The 18,193-nt window shown below is 38.3% G+C and carries 8 protein-coding genes and 2 pseudogenes; 1 reads left to right on the top strand and 9 read right to left on the bottom strand.

Annotated features, from left to right (window positions below):
• Positions 1 to 94 precede the first annotated feature (94 nt).
• From RCG24_RS19320 to RCG24_RS19285, 8 genes and pseudogenes are all read right to left on the bottom strand, one after another.
• Positions 95 to 1,273: a glycosyltransferase family 4 protein gene (locus tag RCG24_RS19320; RefSeq protein ID WP_202656305.1), complete on the bottom strand. Its 1,179-nt coding sequence runs from the start codon at positions 1,271 to 1,273 to the stop codon at positions 95 to 97.
• Between the two features lie 15 nt (positions 1,274 to 1,288).
• Positions 1,289 to 4,009, bottom strand: coding sequence for a CDP-glycerol glycerophosphotransferase family protein (locus RCG24_RS19315; RefSeq protein WP_308077784.1), 2,721 nt, complete (start codon positions 4,007 to 4,009; stop codon positions 1,289 to 1,291).
• A gap of 392 nt (positions 4,010 to 4,401) precedes the next feature.
• Positions 4,402 to 7,728: a CDP-glycerol glycerophosphotransferase family protein gene (locus RCG24_RS19310; protein ID WP_308077783.1), complete on the bottom strand. Its 3,327-nt coding sequence runs from the start codon at positions 7,726 to 7,728 to the stop codon at positions 4,402 to 4,404.
• Between the two features lie 224 nt (positions 7,729 to 7,952).
• Positions 7,953 to 9,149: a right-handed parallel beta-helix repeat-containing protein gene (locus RCG24_RS19305; RefSeq protein WP_202656308.1), complete on the bottom strand. Its 1,197-nt coding sequence runs from the start codon at positions 9,147 to 9,149 to the stop codon at positions 7,953 to 7,955.
• Between the two features lie 62 nt (positions 9,150 to 9,211).
• Positions 9,212 to 9,928 (bottom strand): polysaccharide deacetylase family protein, encoded by a 717-nt coding sequence (locus tag RCG24_RS19300; protein WP_202656309.1) that lies wholly within the window; start codon positions 9,926 to 9,928, stop codon positions 9,212 to 9,214.
• Between the two features lie 106 nt (positions 9,929 to 10,034).
• Positions 10,035 to 10,511: pseudogene (locus RCG24_RS19295) on the bottom strand (C39 family peptidase); the annotation flags it as partial.
• Between the two features lie 489 nt (positions 10,512 to 11,000).
• A pseudogene (locus RCG24_RS19290) lies at positions 11,001 to 11,681 on the bottom strand (serine hydrolase); the annotation flags it as partial.
• Between the two features lie 261 nt (positions 11,682 to 11,942).
• The gene (locus RCG24_RS19285) at positions 11,943 to 13,823 is read right to left on the bottom strand and encodes a hypothetical protein (protein WP_202656311.1); all 1,881 of its coding nucleotides are present in this window, start codon (positions 13,821 to 13,823) and stop codon (positions 11,943 to 11,945) included.
• A gap of 228 nt (positions 13,824 to 14,051) precedes the next feature.
• Here RCG24_RS19285 and RCG24_RS19280 point away from each other — a divergent pair, with 228 nt between their 5' ends.
• Positions 14,052 to 14,981, top strand: a complete 930-nt coding sequence (locus RCG24_RS19280) for a polyisoprenyl-teichoic acid--peptidoglycan teichoic acid transferase TagU (RefSeq protein ID WP_202656312.1) — start codon at positions 14,052 to 14,054, stop codon at positions 14,979 to 14,981.
• Between the two features lie 38 nt (positions 14,982 to 15,019).
• On the opposite strand, the gene RCG24_RS19275 is transcribed toward RCG24_RS19280, so the two are convergent.
• Positions 15,020 to 18,001, bottom strand: a complete 2,982-nt coding sequence (locus RCG24_RS19275) for a S8 family serine peptidase (RefSeq protein ID WP_308077782.1) — start codon at positions 17,999 to 18,001, stop codon at positions 15,020 to 15,022.
• Positions 18,002 to 18,193: the final 192 nt, after the last annotated feature.

Raw genomic sequence — 18,193 nt, 5'->3', positions numbered from 1 at the left:
CTCCTCACTATAATTTGAATGAATACCATCGACTAAAGAAAATGCATGATTCAAAGCATTTTTCCCCTTGTACATCCTCCCGTTTTTATCATTTCTAAAGCCCGCTTCTTTGAGATATTTCATCAATCGTATCCCGCCATATTTTCCCTATGTTTTCAATTTCATATTGTTTCACATTTTCAACTGCCTTTTTTCCAAACTGCTTTCTTTTCTCGGGATTGCCCATAAGTTCCATTAAGGCCTTAGCAAATTCCTCTACATTCCCATCTTCCACAAGAATTCCATCAACATTGTTTGAAATAATTTCACTGGGTCCCTTAGGACAATCAAAACTTACAACCGGCACACCACATTGCATTGCTTCCACGATAACCATTCCAAACCCTTCAAACCGGGAACTTAAGGCATAAATAGAAGCATTTAATAATTCCGTCTCAATATGCTGTGTAGGCCCCATTAAAATCGCATGATTATACAGTTTATTGTCCTCAATCATTGCTTGAAGGTTATTCTTTTCCCTGCCATAACCGTAAATTCGTAACTTCCAATCGGGAAATTTGGGGTGGACAATCTTGAATGCCTCTATTAATAAATCGAACCCTTTCTGAGGGGCTAAACGCCCTGCGGCAATGATCGTTTTACTTTCCAGCGATGAAGTAACCCCTTGCAGCTTAGGAATAGAATTCGTAATTTTTTTTACTTTTACTTTTTTGCTGTTCGCTTCAAGGAGCCGTTTGTAATCTTCCGTATCATCATTTGTTAACGTTGCTAAATAATCTAAATTTTTATAGTGCTTTAAGATGGAGTTTTTCATTCGCTCTGGGTAAATGGCAAAATTCAGATGCTCCTGCCCAATAATGTAAACACCTTTATTTCGATATTTACTTGCAAATATATTGAAGCTTGGACGAGTTGTCACCAAAATTCCAGAAGTAATTTCCTTAATAGCATTAAACATTTTCATATCCGTCAGTAAGGAAAAGAAGTCGTATGCTTCATCATCAGGATGAATTAGTCTGCTCTTCATCTTGGATAATTTTTTTACAATCGTGCTTTTAAAGCCGATGTTATCTGTTTTTCTATTTACAACATCGTGCAGTACTTGAATTTTAATTCGTGGGTCAATTTCAAAGAAAGGAGATTCCCGATAGCGAAAAACGCTAATAATTTCAATGTCGTAACCTGACTGTGCCAAATAGTTCGTTACATTTAACACCGTTCTTACTGTTCCGCCCATCCCAAAAATATCAAATACTAAAAAGTAAATCTTCACAGTCATTCTCCTTTCTTATAAATTTTTAAACACGGCTTCAATTGTACGCTTGGAAGCCTGTCCATCTTCCCAATGGCAAAATCTATCTTTAAATTGATCATATTTTATTTGGTGCTCACTCTGTAACCGATCAATATGTTCTATCGCATCAAATAATTGTTCTTGATCTGTAACAAAGGGACCGGGAGCTTCCCCCACAAAGTTAAAATAAAATCCGCGGACCTGAGAACCATAGCGTTTCAAATCATAGGTAAAAAATATCATCGGTCTGTTCAAATTGGCATAATCAAACATCACAGAAGAGTAATCAGTAATCATTAAATCAGAAATTAAGTATAATTCGCCAATGTCATCATAGCTGGAAACATTATAAATAAAGTCATCAGAACGATGAAGTCTGATCCGACTGGCATCAAAATAATGAAGTCGCAAAAGTAAAATATACTCTTCCCCAAACTTCTCCTTGAATGTTTTCAAATCGAACTTAAACTCATATGCCCTATGCTGATTTCCATTTTGATATTCATAGTCTCTCCATGTTGGAGCATATAAGATTACTTTTTTATTTAAAGGAATATTTAGCTTTTTCTTGATATCTATAATTTTTGTCCTGATATTTTCTTTATAAAAAATATCATTGCGCGGATAACCGACATTTAGCATCTTCTTTTTATACTTGTATGCCCTTTTTAGAATTTCGGCTGTATACAGATTAGGACCAATTAAATAATCCCATTTTTCTATCCGTTTAAGTAAAGCGGGAGAGGTATTTTCTTCATAAGCTAATGCTTTTGGATCAACATCAAAGCCCAGTTTCTTTAAGGGTGTCCCGTGCCATGTCTGTAAAAAGGTCATTCCCTTTCGTTTTTGGAAAAAGTCAGGAAAATTCCCGTTATTCACAAAATAGGTACTTATCGCCATATAGTAGTAATACTTAAAAGAACGAGGTCTTACCAGAATTGGATTCCCAGGAATATCTGCTTTAAGGTTATTTATTACCCATACAGCCTTCATATCACGATGCTGAGCAAGCATTTCCTCATAGAGGGCTTTTGGATTATCAGAATAACTTTTCCCGTAAAAACTTTGGAATACAACAGCCTTTCGGTTGACCGGGAGAAACTTAAAACAAAGTTTATAAACCAAGAGCCCCCATTTTGATAACAAAGCCTTATATTTATCGTTTTGCTTTAACCGATCCTCTAGTGTTAAAACTACTTTTTCTGGTGTAACATTCATCGTGAAAATTGCTTTTCCATCTTCAAAGTCTATTTCACAATAAATAAGATCAAAATTTATATCTCTTAGTAAGACATCACGTTCTTCTAATAACCCTGCCGCCTTTAAATCCGCCGAAAGTGTAAAGTGAAATTCGTTCTTAGTATTCTCCGTTTTTTGCAACTTCCAGCTGACAGGGATGTCATAGTTTTTACCAAATTGTCCTTTTATCATGATATGCCCTTGAGAAATTTCTGGCAGATCTTTATTTGGAATTTGCACATGCAACTTGCCGTCAATCAAAAAGATACTGTTATGAATTTCAGCTTTACTGATTGATTTGGCAGCAATATATGGTTTTGTCATGATCGACAATTCGTCTTTTAATGTGTAATAGGGTTTAATTACGATAATTTCCCCATCTTTATTGGCTAGTTTATAGGGAGGAAATGAGATTCTATTTTGTTTATTTTTAATCCCATCAAGGCGAGTCACAAGCCGATACATGACACCATCAACCTGCAAAAACAAATCCCACAATCCTTCGCTAAAAATATCTTCGTTTTTCACAAGACTTGATAAATCGAATGTATAGTTGAAGTGAAATGAGTCGATTTTTACTTTAAATGAATACTCCGCTTTTGAAGTGCGATTTTTTATAATAATAAAGGTGTCTTCAAACGAAACCCGTTCTCCCTTGTTTATCGTAATGATCCTGCCATGAATAGAGATTTGCCCCCCCTCGGAGTATATCTCATCGACTTCTGCATGCAATTCTTCCTTTGTTAATAACAAGACTATTCCATTCGTTTTCATCCTTTTCTTAATGGCAAGTTGCTGAATGCCATCGAAGGATTGAAAGGTAGAAGTCCTGTTCAAAACCCCAGAAGACGGAAAAGTGATTGGTAAGGTGATGCTTGAATGGTTATATTCATATTCCAACAATAAATCCGCAGGAGCTCCATCGGGCAATCCGTATGTAGAATTAGGGAAGTTAAATTCAACAGCGAATCCAGTCCACTCATATGCTTGATCTTCCTGCTGATAATATGTGGTCATATCAGTCCGCAATACATCAGTCATGACGATGTCTCGCTCGTCTTCTCCAAAACGGAGAATAAGCCTTTTTTGTACATCTTCGTTATTTTGGACATTCCACCATGGAACAAGTAAATAACCGCTCAGTCGGAGAGTGCCATTTTCCTCCAAGACAATTGTTTGTGTTTTTAATATTGGTGCAGCGTCTTCACTTTTAAAAGATAGATTTCCATTCATAGTAGCATAAGGTACAAAATTCTTATCATGACCCTTTATATAGAAAGGCTGAGGTTCGTTAGAATTTGTCAGGTGATTGGCAATTCGTACTTTGCTCTCTTGTCCCATATTCTCCAAAAGTAAATTGGCATCCCAAAAACCGTGTAACAACGATTCGGCATAGTCTGTCATAGAAACTTCCAACTTTAAGAAGCAGGAATGTTCGGATATAGCTTCAACACTTACTGGAAATTTTAATGACACTTGAGTGTCTCTTTTATGCAAATTGAAAAATATAGCAGAATATGCCTCCGCATAAACAAATTTTAAAACGATCAATACCTTGCCGTTTTTATATTTTATATTATTTAAAGAACACTGTGGTTTAATCGATGTCCTATGTTTCCCAAAAAACTTCATATTGCACCTCTAAAAAAATTACTTTTTTCTTTCCTCGTTTATTTTACACCCAAAGTCATATCGATGTTTGCAAGGAAAAAAATACCTTTTTTTCACAAAGGAAATTATACCACAAGTTTTCGACAAACTACACCAAATTTCTCAAGACTTTTGGGTATAGTCTTTTCCTAGTATTTGTCTTTTTTATAAAAATATAAAAAGGGCTGTTAAATCTCTGATTAACAGCCTCCTAAAAATTACATTTTATTTTCCTCTTTTTCATGAAAAACAATATCAACCACCCGTTTTGCCGCAAAACCATCTTCTAATGGGCAGTATTTGTGATAAAATTGATCGTATTTTTTCTGATACTTTTTCTGGATATCCTCAATGTTTTGGATGGCATCGATTAATTCATCATTTGTTTTCACCAATGGGCCTGGAGCCTCTTCTTCAAAATCCATATAAAAGCCGCGAACATCATTTTTATACGTATCTAAATCATAGGTATAAAAAATGATCGGTCTTCCAGTATTGGCAAAATCAAACATAACAGAGGAGTAATCTGTAATCAAAATATCGCTAATTAATAAAAGCTCCTGTATATCTGAATAGTTTGAAACGTTTATGGCAAAATCCTGCAACTCTTCAGGAATTGTCAGCTTATTACTGATCACCACATGCATTCTCATTAACAAAATATACTCGTCGCTAAACTTTTCCTTTAATCTGTCTAAATCCATATTGATATTAAAGACAAATTTGTTATTACCACTCGTCTCATTATCCCTAAATGTCGGGGCATATAAGATAACCTTTTTATTGGCAGGAATCCTCAGGCTGTTTCTCACCTTATTGGAAATTTCCTCTCGAACATCTTGATAAAACAGGTCGTTTCTTGGATAACCAATCTTCAAAATATTTCCTTGATAACGGAAGGCACTTTTGAAAGCATTTGTTGCATAGTCACTTGGGGAGATTAAATAATCCCACGTTTGTGTTGCACTATAGACCCTGTCAAGATAACCCTCATCTCTTCCCTGCACTTGATCAATATCGAATAACATCTTTTTCAGCGGTGTTCCATGCCAGGTTTGAATATAGGTTGTCTCTTTCCTTTTCTTGATATAGGTTGGGAAGTTCTGATTATTAATCCAATAACCGGCCTTTGCCAGGTAGTAGTAATATTGTGGGCTTAACCGTTTTACCTTTATCGTCTTAGAATCCATAAAGCGGATATTCTTGTCAACCACCCAAACCTTTTTATAAGGCAGATTCCGTTTCGAAATTTCCTCATAAATGGCACGCGGGCTATCGGCATACTGCTTGCCTACGCCGCTTTCAAATAAGATAAGATTTTTATCGACAGGCAGGATTCTTCTTGCGAAATTATAATACCATTTCATAACCGGGAAGTACCATTTCGTTCTTCTAAAGCGATTGGCCACCCGAATGAAGAGGTCGGAGTCAATTACCTTTTCCAATACTGTCTTCTTTACCGGCAGATTTTTGACCACTTCATAAATTCTCTTTGAAAAATGAAGATCCCGATATTTTAAGAATTTGTCGGCTCTTTGTTTATTTCTGTCTGACATTTTAAAATCATTCTTAGCATAGTAATGAAGCCGTTCTAATATTTCCTCTAAGTTCGTGACGATATCTCCCGGCAAATCATTTTCCAAATCCAAATGTGACGGTCTCTTCCCGATAAAGCGATCCCTATCGAATTGATAGTAAATAATCGGTTTATATAAAAAGCTAAAATCAAAACCAACACTTGAATAATCGGTAATCATGATCGCACTTTCTTTTAACAAATATTGGACATCCACTTCCCCTTGATTGATCACCCTGACAGGGGCATCTTGAAAATGAAAAGAAAACTTCTGCATATTGGGATGCAGACAAAGAATGATTTCCAGGTTATATTTTTCCGCCAATGCATGCAGTCTAGGATGATAAACAAGGTCTTTATACCTTTGAAAATATTCACTTTCTAAAAATACATCGTCAGTGGTAATCCAATCCCGCCATGTTGGAATGATTAATAATTGTCTTTTGACCTCTACATCATCGGCCAAAAGGCTGTCAAAACGGGATAACCCCGTGATAAATACCTCTTTCGGATTATATCCGAAGTCGTTGACGATCATTTCTTTTTCAAAATCTGAGCTGACGAGGAAGGCATCCGTTTTAAAACTGGAGGCATTTTTCCCATAGTTGGCGACCATGTTTTTCGTACCCATGACACCATGCTGGAGAAATACCTTTATTCCCTTTACAGCTCTTTTAAATCTCCTGCTTCTAACTGGATACAAATAGTCAGGATGATGCGAACCGATAATTCTCATTGCCATCAACACATGCCAAATATGTTCCTTTGATTGAAAGTCAAGAATATTTCCAAGATGCTCCACGTTTTTTCGCTCTGGAGAATCCTTTTCGATCACATAGTAGACATTTTTACCGGGATGATTTTCACGCATATATTTAAAAAAGTAATACCCGGTATCCTGCGCCTTATACGGTCTTTCCCCAATAACCCAAATATCCTTATGTTTATTAAAAAACCGCTCTAACCAAACCGTTTTTAATTTCCGCTGCAAATATTCAAAGGTTTCTTTATCAAATTCAAACACTTCCAACGATAAGTTGAAACCTTTAAACGTATAGTAAGGTGTAATAATGGAAACGTTATTTCCGACGATCGAATAAAGCTCTTTGATAAATAATTTTGCTCTTAATGTTGGGCGACCGACACGAATATACTTTTCTTCACTTATGTTGTGAAATTTGATCTTTAAAAATATATCGTAAATATCTTCTTTTAGGTTAGTATCACCTGTTAGGGTTTTAAAATTTACCTCCGCTTTGTAATAGTAGCGATTAAGGCCATATTTTAATGCTGTTTCTTCCTCGTTCCAGATAAAGGAAACCCCTGTATTATATTCTGTTTTACTGTCCCTCCCTTTTATAATCAGGCTGCCGTCTACAATTCTTGAACCTTTTGTAAAAATCTTCCCCTCAATTTTTAAGGTATTAGGGGCAGTCTTTAAACGATCAATTTGCACAGTAGGCGGAATAAACGGCTCTTTATTCAGGGCCAGAGACAAATTTCCCTTCTCGGTAAGATAACAAATCGCCCTTGTCTCAGCCATAAAAATATAATCCAACCCTTCAATCCGGGAGTGTTGAAAACGGCCAAGACGGACAAAATATTCGGCATATTTCACTCCATTTTCTTCAATGAAATCTGCTTGTTTGCCTATCTTTTCTAGTTCCGATTCATCTAAGTAATCCATCGAAACCTTAACCTGAAGGTACCAATCAAAATTAACCTCTTCATAGGAAAGCAATTTTTTGACTAAATGAAGAAGGTCCACCTTAAAATGAAATTCTCCACCGCCTGAAGAATTCCCCTCAACTTTTATAGCCTCTTCATCATTACGGGGATGGAGCCATAATGCCGTCACTTGATAATGGCTGTTCGATAAATGACCGTCTACCTCCATCATCTGATCATGCTGGGCTATGCGGATTTTTTCATTTAGAAACCTGCTTTTTTTCTTTTTTTGAAACAACATGCAAATCACCATACATTCTTGCGTGAATTAAAAATACTTCTATCTTATGATAAATGTTTTTATTTCCTAATACAAATCCGTAAGTAAAAGATTTCACTTCAAAAAAATATTTTGAAATCGAAGAAAATATTAAACCCATTAAAAAGGCTATGGACGGAGAATGCTAAATGAATAATAATAGAACAAGAGGTTGTCTGTCTACTGACAACCTCTTTGTTATGTCGTTATGGAAGAGGAATTATTAATCTATCGCGGTCAAACACATTGTACTGCAAATAGATCCTCACAAAATTTTCTGTTGTATTTATTATGTGGTTGGTTTTTAATGCTTCAATATTTTGTTGGTTAATCGTATTATATGTTACTTTATATTCCGATCCGGGTCCGTTGTTTTTCCATGGCATGATCCCAATTGGACGAGCGATATCCTCAAATGTATTATAGCAAAACATTGGATTTTTCACACCGCTGGCTAAAATTCCGCGGAACGTTCCTCCTCCGTCAGCGACATCTTTGATCGTATTCTTCTCAATGACAGGATTGGTCCAATTCATCACCCGAATTGCATCTTGGCGCATCTTTTCTATGTAATTCCCGCGGATGATGATTTTATCGTGGTATTTTCCTTCTGAATATTTATGGGTGCCGATTGCCCGATCAAGATTAGTAAATGTATTATTTGTGATGGTTATATTTTTGTTAGGTGTTTTATCATATGTACTCCATGGATTGTGCCAACCATTTGTCAGCTTATCCGGAGTATCAAGATTTATCGCTTCTTTATTCCGATTCTCGGATGGTTGTGAATTAATGAAGCGATTATTTGAAATGAGCGCAGTATCAGTAGCATCCATTTCAATAAAATGTCCTTGTTTCAAGTTCTCAAATTGGATATTTTCGATTTTTAGCTGACGATTATGTCCAGCTACAATCGCAATTGCATCCGTTATATATCTCAAATCAATGATTGCCTTGCCCTCGCCTATGAAGGAAATATTTTTTTCTCCATTATATTTACTGCGTACCCCTTTTTTAAAAGAATCAGAGGGCTTTATCAGTTGAAAAACTGTTTTACTGGGACCAAACATTTTCGTTCCGGTTTTAGTTCCCTTTATAATCTTCACTCCATCTTTAAAACGAATTGTAACATTAGAAGGGACATATAATGTGTTGGATATAGTGTAGGTTCCTTTTTCGATAATAAGCGTACCTCCGCCGATGTGCTCCAGCTGCTCCAAATAGGAACGAAGCAGATAATAGTGCTTAGTGTATGTATTATAGGTGCTAAAATGGGTCATTAAGCCTTTGTAAGGCTTGCTGCCTGGTGAAATTGTATATACTTTAGAAGCCGCCGCCGCTGAAGGAGAGGCGAAAATAGCCATCGCAAGCAGGAAAGCCGCCAGAAATTTGTAGAGCTTCATTCTAAAATAGTCCTCCGTTTCTTTAATCTTCAAAAGGCTGCCATAGTTTGGCAGCCCTCTCATTAAAACCGCTTATCATGCCAAAAATTAACGACAACATGGTGTTTGGGATTATACACTTCTAATGTATAACCGTTCTTTTTCAAGTAGTTAATAATAGTCGGCAACTGCTGGGCTGTGCCGCGTGAATCGTGGAAGAGGATCACGATGGGACCGTTTTGACCATTGAGGCCGGATTTGACCCTTGCGGTGATCGTGCTTGGACTGGTTCTATTATACTTCCAATCTAGTGTATCGATGGTCCAGTCCCACATTTTAAAACCTTTTTTTGCTAAGGCATCGCGGAACGGTTTTTTCATATAGGGCTTGCTGCCATATGGTGCCCGTGTTAGCTTGCTGTTAAAGTTTGCGACCTTTAATAGTGTTTTTCGGGTCTTCTCCATTTCGATCGCAACATTTTGAGAACTGCCGCGATATAGCTTTTGAACGCTGTGGGAAACACTATGGAGTGCCGGGTAGTTGCCTTCCCGAATCATCCGTTTGACTGTTTGCGGATGGCTTTTTATATTGCCCTCTATCATGAAAAAGGTGGCATGGACTTTTTTCTGTTTTAGAATATCCAAGACTTTAGGTGTGTATTGGTTCGGCCCGTCATCAAACGTTAAGTAAACAATTTTCTTCACCGCTTGGCTGGCTGCCTCGGTTCTATTTACTGGAACAATGCCCACACTAACCAAAAGCAACAATGCTAAAAATACGGAAAATAATTTTTTTAACATTTCCTCTCCCCCATTATCTATCTAAGCTGTTATAACCTGGAAATTGATTCAACTCTTCGATATGTATATGTATAAAAGTGGCAGGGGAACCTCCCCCTGCGCAAATTTAATATGATATAGCCCGTTTATGTTGATTTCCCCACATTCGGTTAAATTGATTTTTGCTGATTTTGACATTTTTCTTCCCAGTCCAGCAATCATTGAAGTAATAATTATTTTGATCATATCCGGTTAGAACCAAGGCATGGACAGTAAAACCGTGCATCGGTGAAACCCAAACGACAATTGGTTTGTTATTTCGCAGTTGTTTTTCGATCGTTGCATGGCTCTTACCGGTTAGATTGATGGAACTTCCAGCATATTTTTTCACTAGGTTCATTAAAGCAGGCGGATAAATCGTCCAGCCGTGGCTCGTAAACGGATTGCCAACGTATCCTTTGCTCGGATTTGATGAATACGGCATTTTCTTGGCTAACATTACTTTATCGACCTTCGCCCCTTTATATTGCAGCATCATCGTCACGGCAGTAATCTCACAGCCTGTCGGAAGCTGCGGTCTTTGACTAATGATGGGAACATTTAATGTTTTACCGCTAATTCGGTCGGCATGTTTTCCGTAAACCGTCTTTGGTTTGTATTGATACGTGGCCAGAACCCGCTTTGTTCCTTTTTCTTTCAAGGTTGCCTTGGTGATATATCCTGATGAATTGGCATCAAAGGTGAATTTAATATTTTCCCCACGCTGGCCAAAGGATGTTTTTGGATAATATTGAAAATATCTGGAAACCTTTTGTGTTTTTTTTTCAAATTGTTTGGCATACCTGAGTGTCTGATCGATATTCAGGTAATAGCTATATTGAATCAGGTCACTACCCGGGTAAGATTGATTGATCTTCACCAGTTTGCCGCCAGAATAGACTTTAGAATAGATCACTTTCGCTTCGCTGGCTGCTGTTTTAAGTACTGTTTCTGTAGGAATCGGTTTTGCCTTGTGATGTTTATAAACCATCGCTGCTAAGTCGGCAATGACTTTTTCGGCCTTACTGTTAGACAGCCCCCTAGTCATAATCGCCAATACGAACGGCCGCTTGTCGAACACAATCGCGACATCATTATAAATAAGTGATGCCGGAATCATCCCAACCTTATGAGCAATCGAAACTCCCTTTATCCCGCGAGGAATGGTCGTATTGTAGACCGTTTTTTTCAAATAGCTGACAAGCTCTTGGCCATACTTGCTTTTGTTCGAAAATTGATACAGCTTATTGGCATAGATCATGAGGTCATTGGCTGAAGTGACCGTTAGTCCATTTGCCGGATAGGCATATTGGCCGCCCAAGCTTTTCATATATTTGTAAAAATTATTAGCACCGACGTATTCTTTAAGCATGATAAAGGCGATATTATCGCTATAAACCATGGCATATTTCACAAGCTGTCTGATTGTGAACTTTGTTCCGACCTTTTTCTTTTGGATGATCCCGGTGCCACCAAAATAATGGTAGCTTTTATACTGCAGCTTTTTGTTTAAGTTGATTTTCCCCTTTGCAGCCTGCTCCATCACGTAGGTGGCAAGCGGCAATTTTATCGTACTGGCAGCCCGCCCCGATGTTTTTCCGTTTAGTTGAAAAACCTCACCGGATGTTAAATCTTTATATTGCAATGTCACTGTACCGCCGGATTTTTTTATGTAGTTCTTTAGCTCTTTTGATAAATCGGCAGAAAAACTTGAAGCTGCCGCTTCTGCACGCATGCTAACACCTAGAAAAATCAGTGAAAGCAGCAAAACAGCAGCCACAATCCCTTTTAATATGTACCCACCCTTCACCTTTCCACATCCTTTTTTGATATTCTTGGTAGTTTTTCTCTATTATTCTAGCAAATACAACCATATTTTTATATAGTTTCTCTTATCTCCCTGTCTAAAAAGTTAAGAACAAAAAGGTATCCTCATTGGATACCTTTAATTTGCCCGCTGAAACGCATGGAAATACTCACTTTTCGATCTTTCACTTTATCGATATAAATAGGATGTATGTGTCAATCCATCATACGTATAATAAACTTTGATCAAGCTGTCATAAGAAAATTGGGTAATCGATTTTTTCGGATAAAAATAATATGTTTGGTAAGTACGCCCGATTGTTACCCAGTTCTTCGGCTGATAGGTGTAAATTACTTTCCCGTTATTTAGGATTTGCATCTTGGTTACTTTCAAATTGCTATAGCCATAATTGGACACTTTAAAATAGCCAAAATTATAGTAAATATTGTAGTCAGCATTAAACGTTGCATTTGGGGCCTCGCGTATATCCAGCGATAACGTTTTTGATTTCACTTTTTTTGTTCCCTTTTGCCGTACATCTACTGCTACTTTATATTTTCCTTTATAACCAACATACCAAGATAATGATCTGCTGCTTGAATAATCTTTAATTGTCTGCCAATAATAGCCATTATAGACTCTAAAACGATATTCAAGGTATTTTCCGGACGATTTTGCCGTAAAGTGGAAATACGTCCCTGAAGCCTGTTTTGCACTTTTATTAGATTTTAGCGTCGGTGTTGAAAAATATGAAGGTTTATAGATCGTGTAACCAGCTGTTTTCGTTGCTGTTTTCTTCGATAACTTGCTGCGGACGGTTACCATGACTTTATAGGCCCCGGCACTTTTCGGTTTCCAATACGTATAATTTTTCGTAGAATAGTTTTGAATCGTCTTCCATGTTTTATTTTGGTACACACTAAATTGATATTCAAGATCTACACCTTTTGCAGCTGCCGTCCATTTAATCGAAGTAGCTGTTGGCCGCGGTGATGATAAATTGGCCTTTAACGAAGAAACGGAAACTTTTCCATCAACAATTTGATAGCTAATTTGCTTTGCCACGATCCGATTTGGATATTGTGGGTTGCGAACCTCGACTTTGATAGTATATTTACCTTGCTTTGCCGGATTCCAAACATATGTATTTTTCGATCCAAAGGCTTGAACAACCTTAGCATTAAGCGAATATTGATATTGCAAACCAGTTTTGTTCGTTTTCGTGGCAAATGTAACGGTCTTTCCCGCGAGATAAGGTGATTTGACATTAGGTGTTAATGATTGAATCGTGAAATCCGGCTTATATGCTGTTACCGTGTAGGATATTTCCTTTTGTGCTACGGCATCGGGAAAAGCAGGGTCACGAACTTCAACTTTAACTGTGTACGTTCCCGGGACGGTTGGTGTCCATTGGTATGTATTATCTGTGCTAAATTGTTTGACAACATTTCCTTGGACGGAAAACTGGTATTCAAGACCCGCTTTGTTGGCACTTGCTGTAAACGTAACTGGATTCCGTTCTGTTTGCGGTGACGCTACATCTGCAGCGAGATTGGTAATTTGAAAATCAACATCATAATCGAAATTAAACCCAAGATAATAATCTTGACTTCCCATATAAGAATACTCATCCGGCTTTACAGCAATGTAATATGTCCCTTCTTCCAAGGATGCTTGCAATGCCAAATAATAAGATCCCGCTTCTACAATCGAGCCCCCTGCAGCTAATTGATTCCCATCCGCATCATAAAGAGTAATAGAATAATCATTGTAGTAGTAATCATTTTCATCCTCATCGTTTCCTAAATAGGAAGCCAGCGATAATTTTCCTCTTTTTGGAATAACTAATTCGTAGTAATCAACATCTTCATCGTCTAAAGTTGCTTGGACCACATCCCGCAGATTAACCCGGTTGGCTGCTGACTTCGTGTCATTAGGCTCGCTCTCTGAAATCGGATTGGATAATTTCTTAAACACCTTTTCCTGGTTAGCCGTCATGGCAAACGCTGGATTTACGGAAAAGGCAAAGGCAACTATGAAAATAATACTCTGTAAAATTAATTTTTTCACCTGTGGACCCCCTAATAGTATACTTACCCAATTTATATTCTAGAGTTTTTTTTCCCATATTTCTAGGAGAATAGTCACATTTTTATCTAATAGTACAATCGGATCGCAGAAACTTTTCCAATTTCCCCAATAATTTTTTAACACCGTTTCAAATATATGTATAAAATTTCGTCGAAATCTGCTATTCTATTACATGTTCGGATACTTTTATTGATGGAGGATCGTTAAATGAGATCTGAGAGGAGAAAGAAGAAAAGAAAATGGCTCCGGATTACCGGAATTGTTGTTTTAGTGCTCTTGATTGGTATTGGCGGTTATGCTTATTCTGTATATAAATCATTAACAAATGCTGTTGAAACGATGCATCAGCCGATAGATCGCAAATCTGATAAACGTTCGGAAGATGTATCTTTAAAAGATAAACAGCCTTTTTCAGTTTTATTATTAGGGGTCGACCAGCGGAAGGGAGATAAAGGCCGTTCCGATACGATGATTGTGTTGGCGGTTAATCCACAGGTAAACTCGGTGAAAATGCTAAGTATTCCGCGTGATACCCGGACTGAGATTGTTGGAAAAGGCACAATCGATAAAATTAACCATGCCTACGCCTTTGGTAATGAAGAAATGTCGATGAATACAGTCGAACATTTCTTAGACATACCCATCGATTATTTCATTAAAGTCAACATGGAAGGCTTCAAGGATATCGTTGATGCCGTTGGCGGTATTACGGTGAACAATGACCTGGATTTCTCACAGGGCGGCTACCATTTTCCTAAAGGCGAGGTGACCTTGGATGGTAAAAAAGCTTTGGCTTTTACCCGGATGAGACATGATGATCCACGCGGTGATTTTGGACGTCAATTGCGGCAACGTGAAATTATTCAGGGAGTTATGCGAGAAGGAGCAAGTCTTACTTCATTGACCAAATACCAGAGTATTTTTGCTGCACTTGGAAATAATGTCAGAACCAATCTTACGTTTAATCAAATGATCGACATTCAAAAGAACTACAAAGGTGCTGCCGGAAATGTCGAGCAAATGACGATTAAAGGCAGCGGCACAAAAATCAACGGAATTTATTACTATATCGTTCCCGACGCCGAAAAACAGCGTCTGCATGATGAGTTAGCGGCGCAATTGGAAATAAATAAATAAATGAAAAGGCTGTCCCATACAGGCAGCCTTTTTTCTTTCTAGAAGTATTCCCATTCATCAATATCATACCAGTATTGATTCCCTAATGCATCTTGGTATTTAAGTTGATAATACAAGTAATCGGTCGAAGGTTTTTGATAAGTAATCGTATTTTCTCCCGGTTTTAACGTGTAGCTTTTTAGGTCGAGCCGCGCCGTACCATAGGTATCATCATACACATAAAGGGTCAGCGTTACTTGCTGGGAGGTTTGAATTTTCAAGTTCATTTTATCATGATAAAAACTATAGTCAGACACATCATTAAATGATACCTCATGGCTTTTTAGCCAAGATGGATTCTCCGTCGAGCTCATTTTTCCTTTGACACTGAATTTCTGTCCGCCGCTACTTTCCGCTGTGATGACAAAATAATAGAATTCGTCACCCTCATAGTACCCATCTTCATTTTTACCATCCCAGCGAAAGGATTGTGTTCCATCATTTATAGGTACGTCTTTTTGAATGGTCTTCACCTTTTCATTTCGCTGATTTAGAATTTCTATTGTTACTTTCCCGCCGCGCGACAGTTGGTAATACACTTCAGCAGCAGGGGTTTCCCCAAGGTCCAAAGCCACAATGGAAGGATAAAGAATATCTATTTTAGTCAACTCGACATGAACGGTTCCTGTAAAGGTTTGGGAAAGATTATATTTGTCAATTACTTGAATCTTAAATTGGTAATCTCCGTCTGGTACTTGTTTACCTTCAAGATCAGTTCCGTCCCATTGGAATGTTTGTTTCCCGGCTGCCTCTGCCTCTTCCGTCTTAATATTCTTCATGAGATTGGCACCTTGATAGATACCGACAGTCACTGTTCCGGATTTGCTGAGCAGGTAATCAATATTCATCATCCCAGTTGCTTTTAAATAAACATCCTTACTTGCCTGAATTTCCGGTGTGCGCCAATCCTCGACTGAAAAATAAGCGCCGGTAATGGTTGTTGTATTTCCTGCCGGGTCTTTAGCTTGGACATCATAATAATAATTCCCTTCAGGTACTGGAGTGTTTTGATCGTTCTTCCCATTCCAGCTTACCGCTATCTTTCCTGGTTTAAATTGCTGATTAATTAATTTCCTGATGATTGTCCCCTTGTCATTTTTAACATAAGCAATCACGGTAGCAGTTTCTTTTACTTCCAGTTGAGCTGTATAGTTTGTCTGATTATCCATTTTAAAAACAGGCGGGCTTAATGCGAATCCAGCCACAGGCCGAATAGTATCCACCTTTATTTGAACTTTTTTAGCTGTTCCCGCTTTATTATGGCTGTCGATGATCAACATTTCCAAGCTATATGTTCCATCTTTTACTGGCAGACCCGTTGAATTCTTTCCATCCCAAATGACGGAGTGCTTACCGGCTGACACGGACTTTTTGTTTAGAATCGTTTTCACGGTTTTCCCGGCTTGATCCTTGATCACGGCCATGATTTTTGCTTGTTGCGTTAATTCATACGGGATATTTATTTTTCCGCTTACTTTTGGCGAGAAGGCATAGATGCCCGACACGATGATATCAGCTTTTGTTTGATTGTTAACTTTGATCGTGGTACTTTTGTAGACCGTTTTTCGCCCGTTGGTCATTTTCACTTCAACTTTGTATGTGCCGGAAGAAACGACCTTTTTACTGTCGGTTTTCCCGTCCCAATAAAGGGTAAACTTCGAGCCGGAGGTGCTTTTATCGGTAACGACCTTTCTTAAGGTGGTTCCTTTTGAACTTTTAACCGATAGCGAAATTTTGCCAGTACCTGCTGTAGTAAATGAAATGGCCGCTTTATTTGTTCCTTTGGCCGTAAAGATTTTGGGAACGCTGATCGTGGAAACTGGCAGGGCCGTGTTAGAAACCGCCTTATTGGCATCAATTCTACCGTAGCCGTACAAAGAATCCCGCCCTTTTGTGCCAAGGTCAACGGTTGATTTTTTTAAAATCGTTTCAACTTGGCCGGAACTTAAAAACGGATTTCTTGAGCGGACAAGCGCTGCAACTCCGGAAACAACCGGTGTTGCCATGGATGTTCCGCTCTCATAACCATAAGAACCACCGGTTATCGTAGAATAAATACGATCTCCGGGAGCCGCCAGATCAATATAACTGCCGCGATTTGACCATGAGGCAATCTTATCACCTTGTGTTGTAGCGCTGACTCCTAGGACCCCTTCGCTAGCAGCAGGATATTCCGGTTGATAACTCCCTTCATTACCGGCAGCGGCAATCAGTACTGCTCCTTTTGATCGGGCGTATTTTACTGCGGAATCAATCGCATAATTATATCCTGGAGCACCCAAACTCATATTAATAATATCGGCATGATGATCGACAGCATATTGCAGGGCCCTTACGACTGAATCCGTTGTTGCCTCATCACCGGTAAATACATTAATCGGCATGATTTTCACGTTCGGGGCAATCCCGGCAATCCCTTTGCGATTAAAGCTGGCGGCAATGATTCCGGCGACATGTGTTGCATGTAAATGCGGACTATATTTGGTTGTTCCGGTTACGGCGTTATAGGGCGAGACAATTTTCCCCTTTAGCTCGGGATGGTCCTGCTGTACACCGTCATCAATGACAGCGACTGTAATCGCTGATGAACCTTTGGTTTTATCCCATGCCTTTGGCGCCTGTATTTTATTCAGATACCATTGCTGCTGATATTTTGGCTCTTTTGGAAGATAGGATTGAGTGAACCTGTAATTTGGCTCCACCAATGCCACAAGCTTATTCTTTAACAAAGTCTTGGCGATGGTCTTTAAATCGGCACCGCTTGGTACTTTAACAACAGAAAAATCACCATCCAGCAATTGCGATTTTTCCTCCGAATTCACTTTGTTTAGGATGGCTGCTTGTTCTTCAGAAGTTGCTTCCGGTTTAAATTTAACAATTAATTCCCGAGCCACAAATTCCTGCTGATCCTGAAACTGAACTTCCGGATTAACTTGTCTCGGCTGTTCGTTTACTCCCTCTGCAGTCGCAGTAGATGCCATAAATGTCAGACTTAGAAAAAAAAGGCTTAAAGACCATATCGCTTTCACTCGTAATCCTCCGTTACTATTCTTTTAATTTCATCATCTATTTACTTATATTCTAGCATGTTATTTACGGTATTCATCATTAAATTTATGCATGATATAAAAATCAGCACCCTGACCGAAAATGGCAGAGTGCTGCTAGTAAAT

The organism is Neobacillus sp. OS1-32, from assembly GCF_030915425.1.
Lineage (GTDB): Bacteria > Bacillota > Bacilli > Bacillales > Cytobacillaceae > Neobacillus > Neobacillus paridis.
The sequence above is the reverse complement of the archived record's forward strand: the minus strand, read 5'-3'. Positions and strand labels throughout refer to the sequence as shown.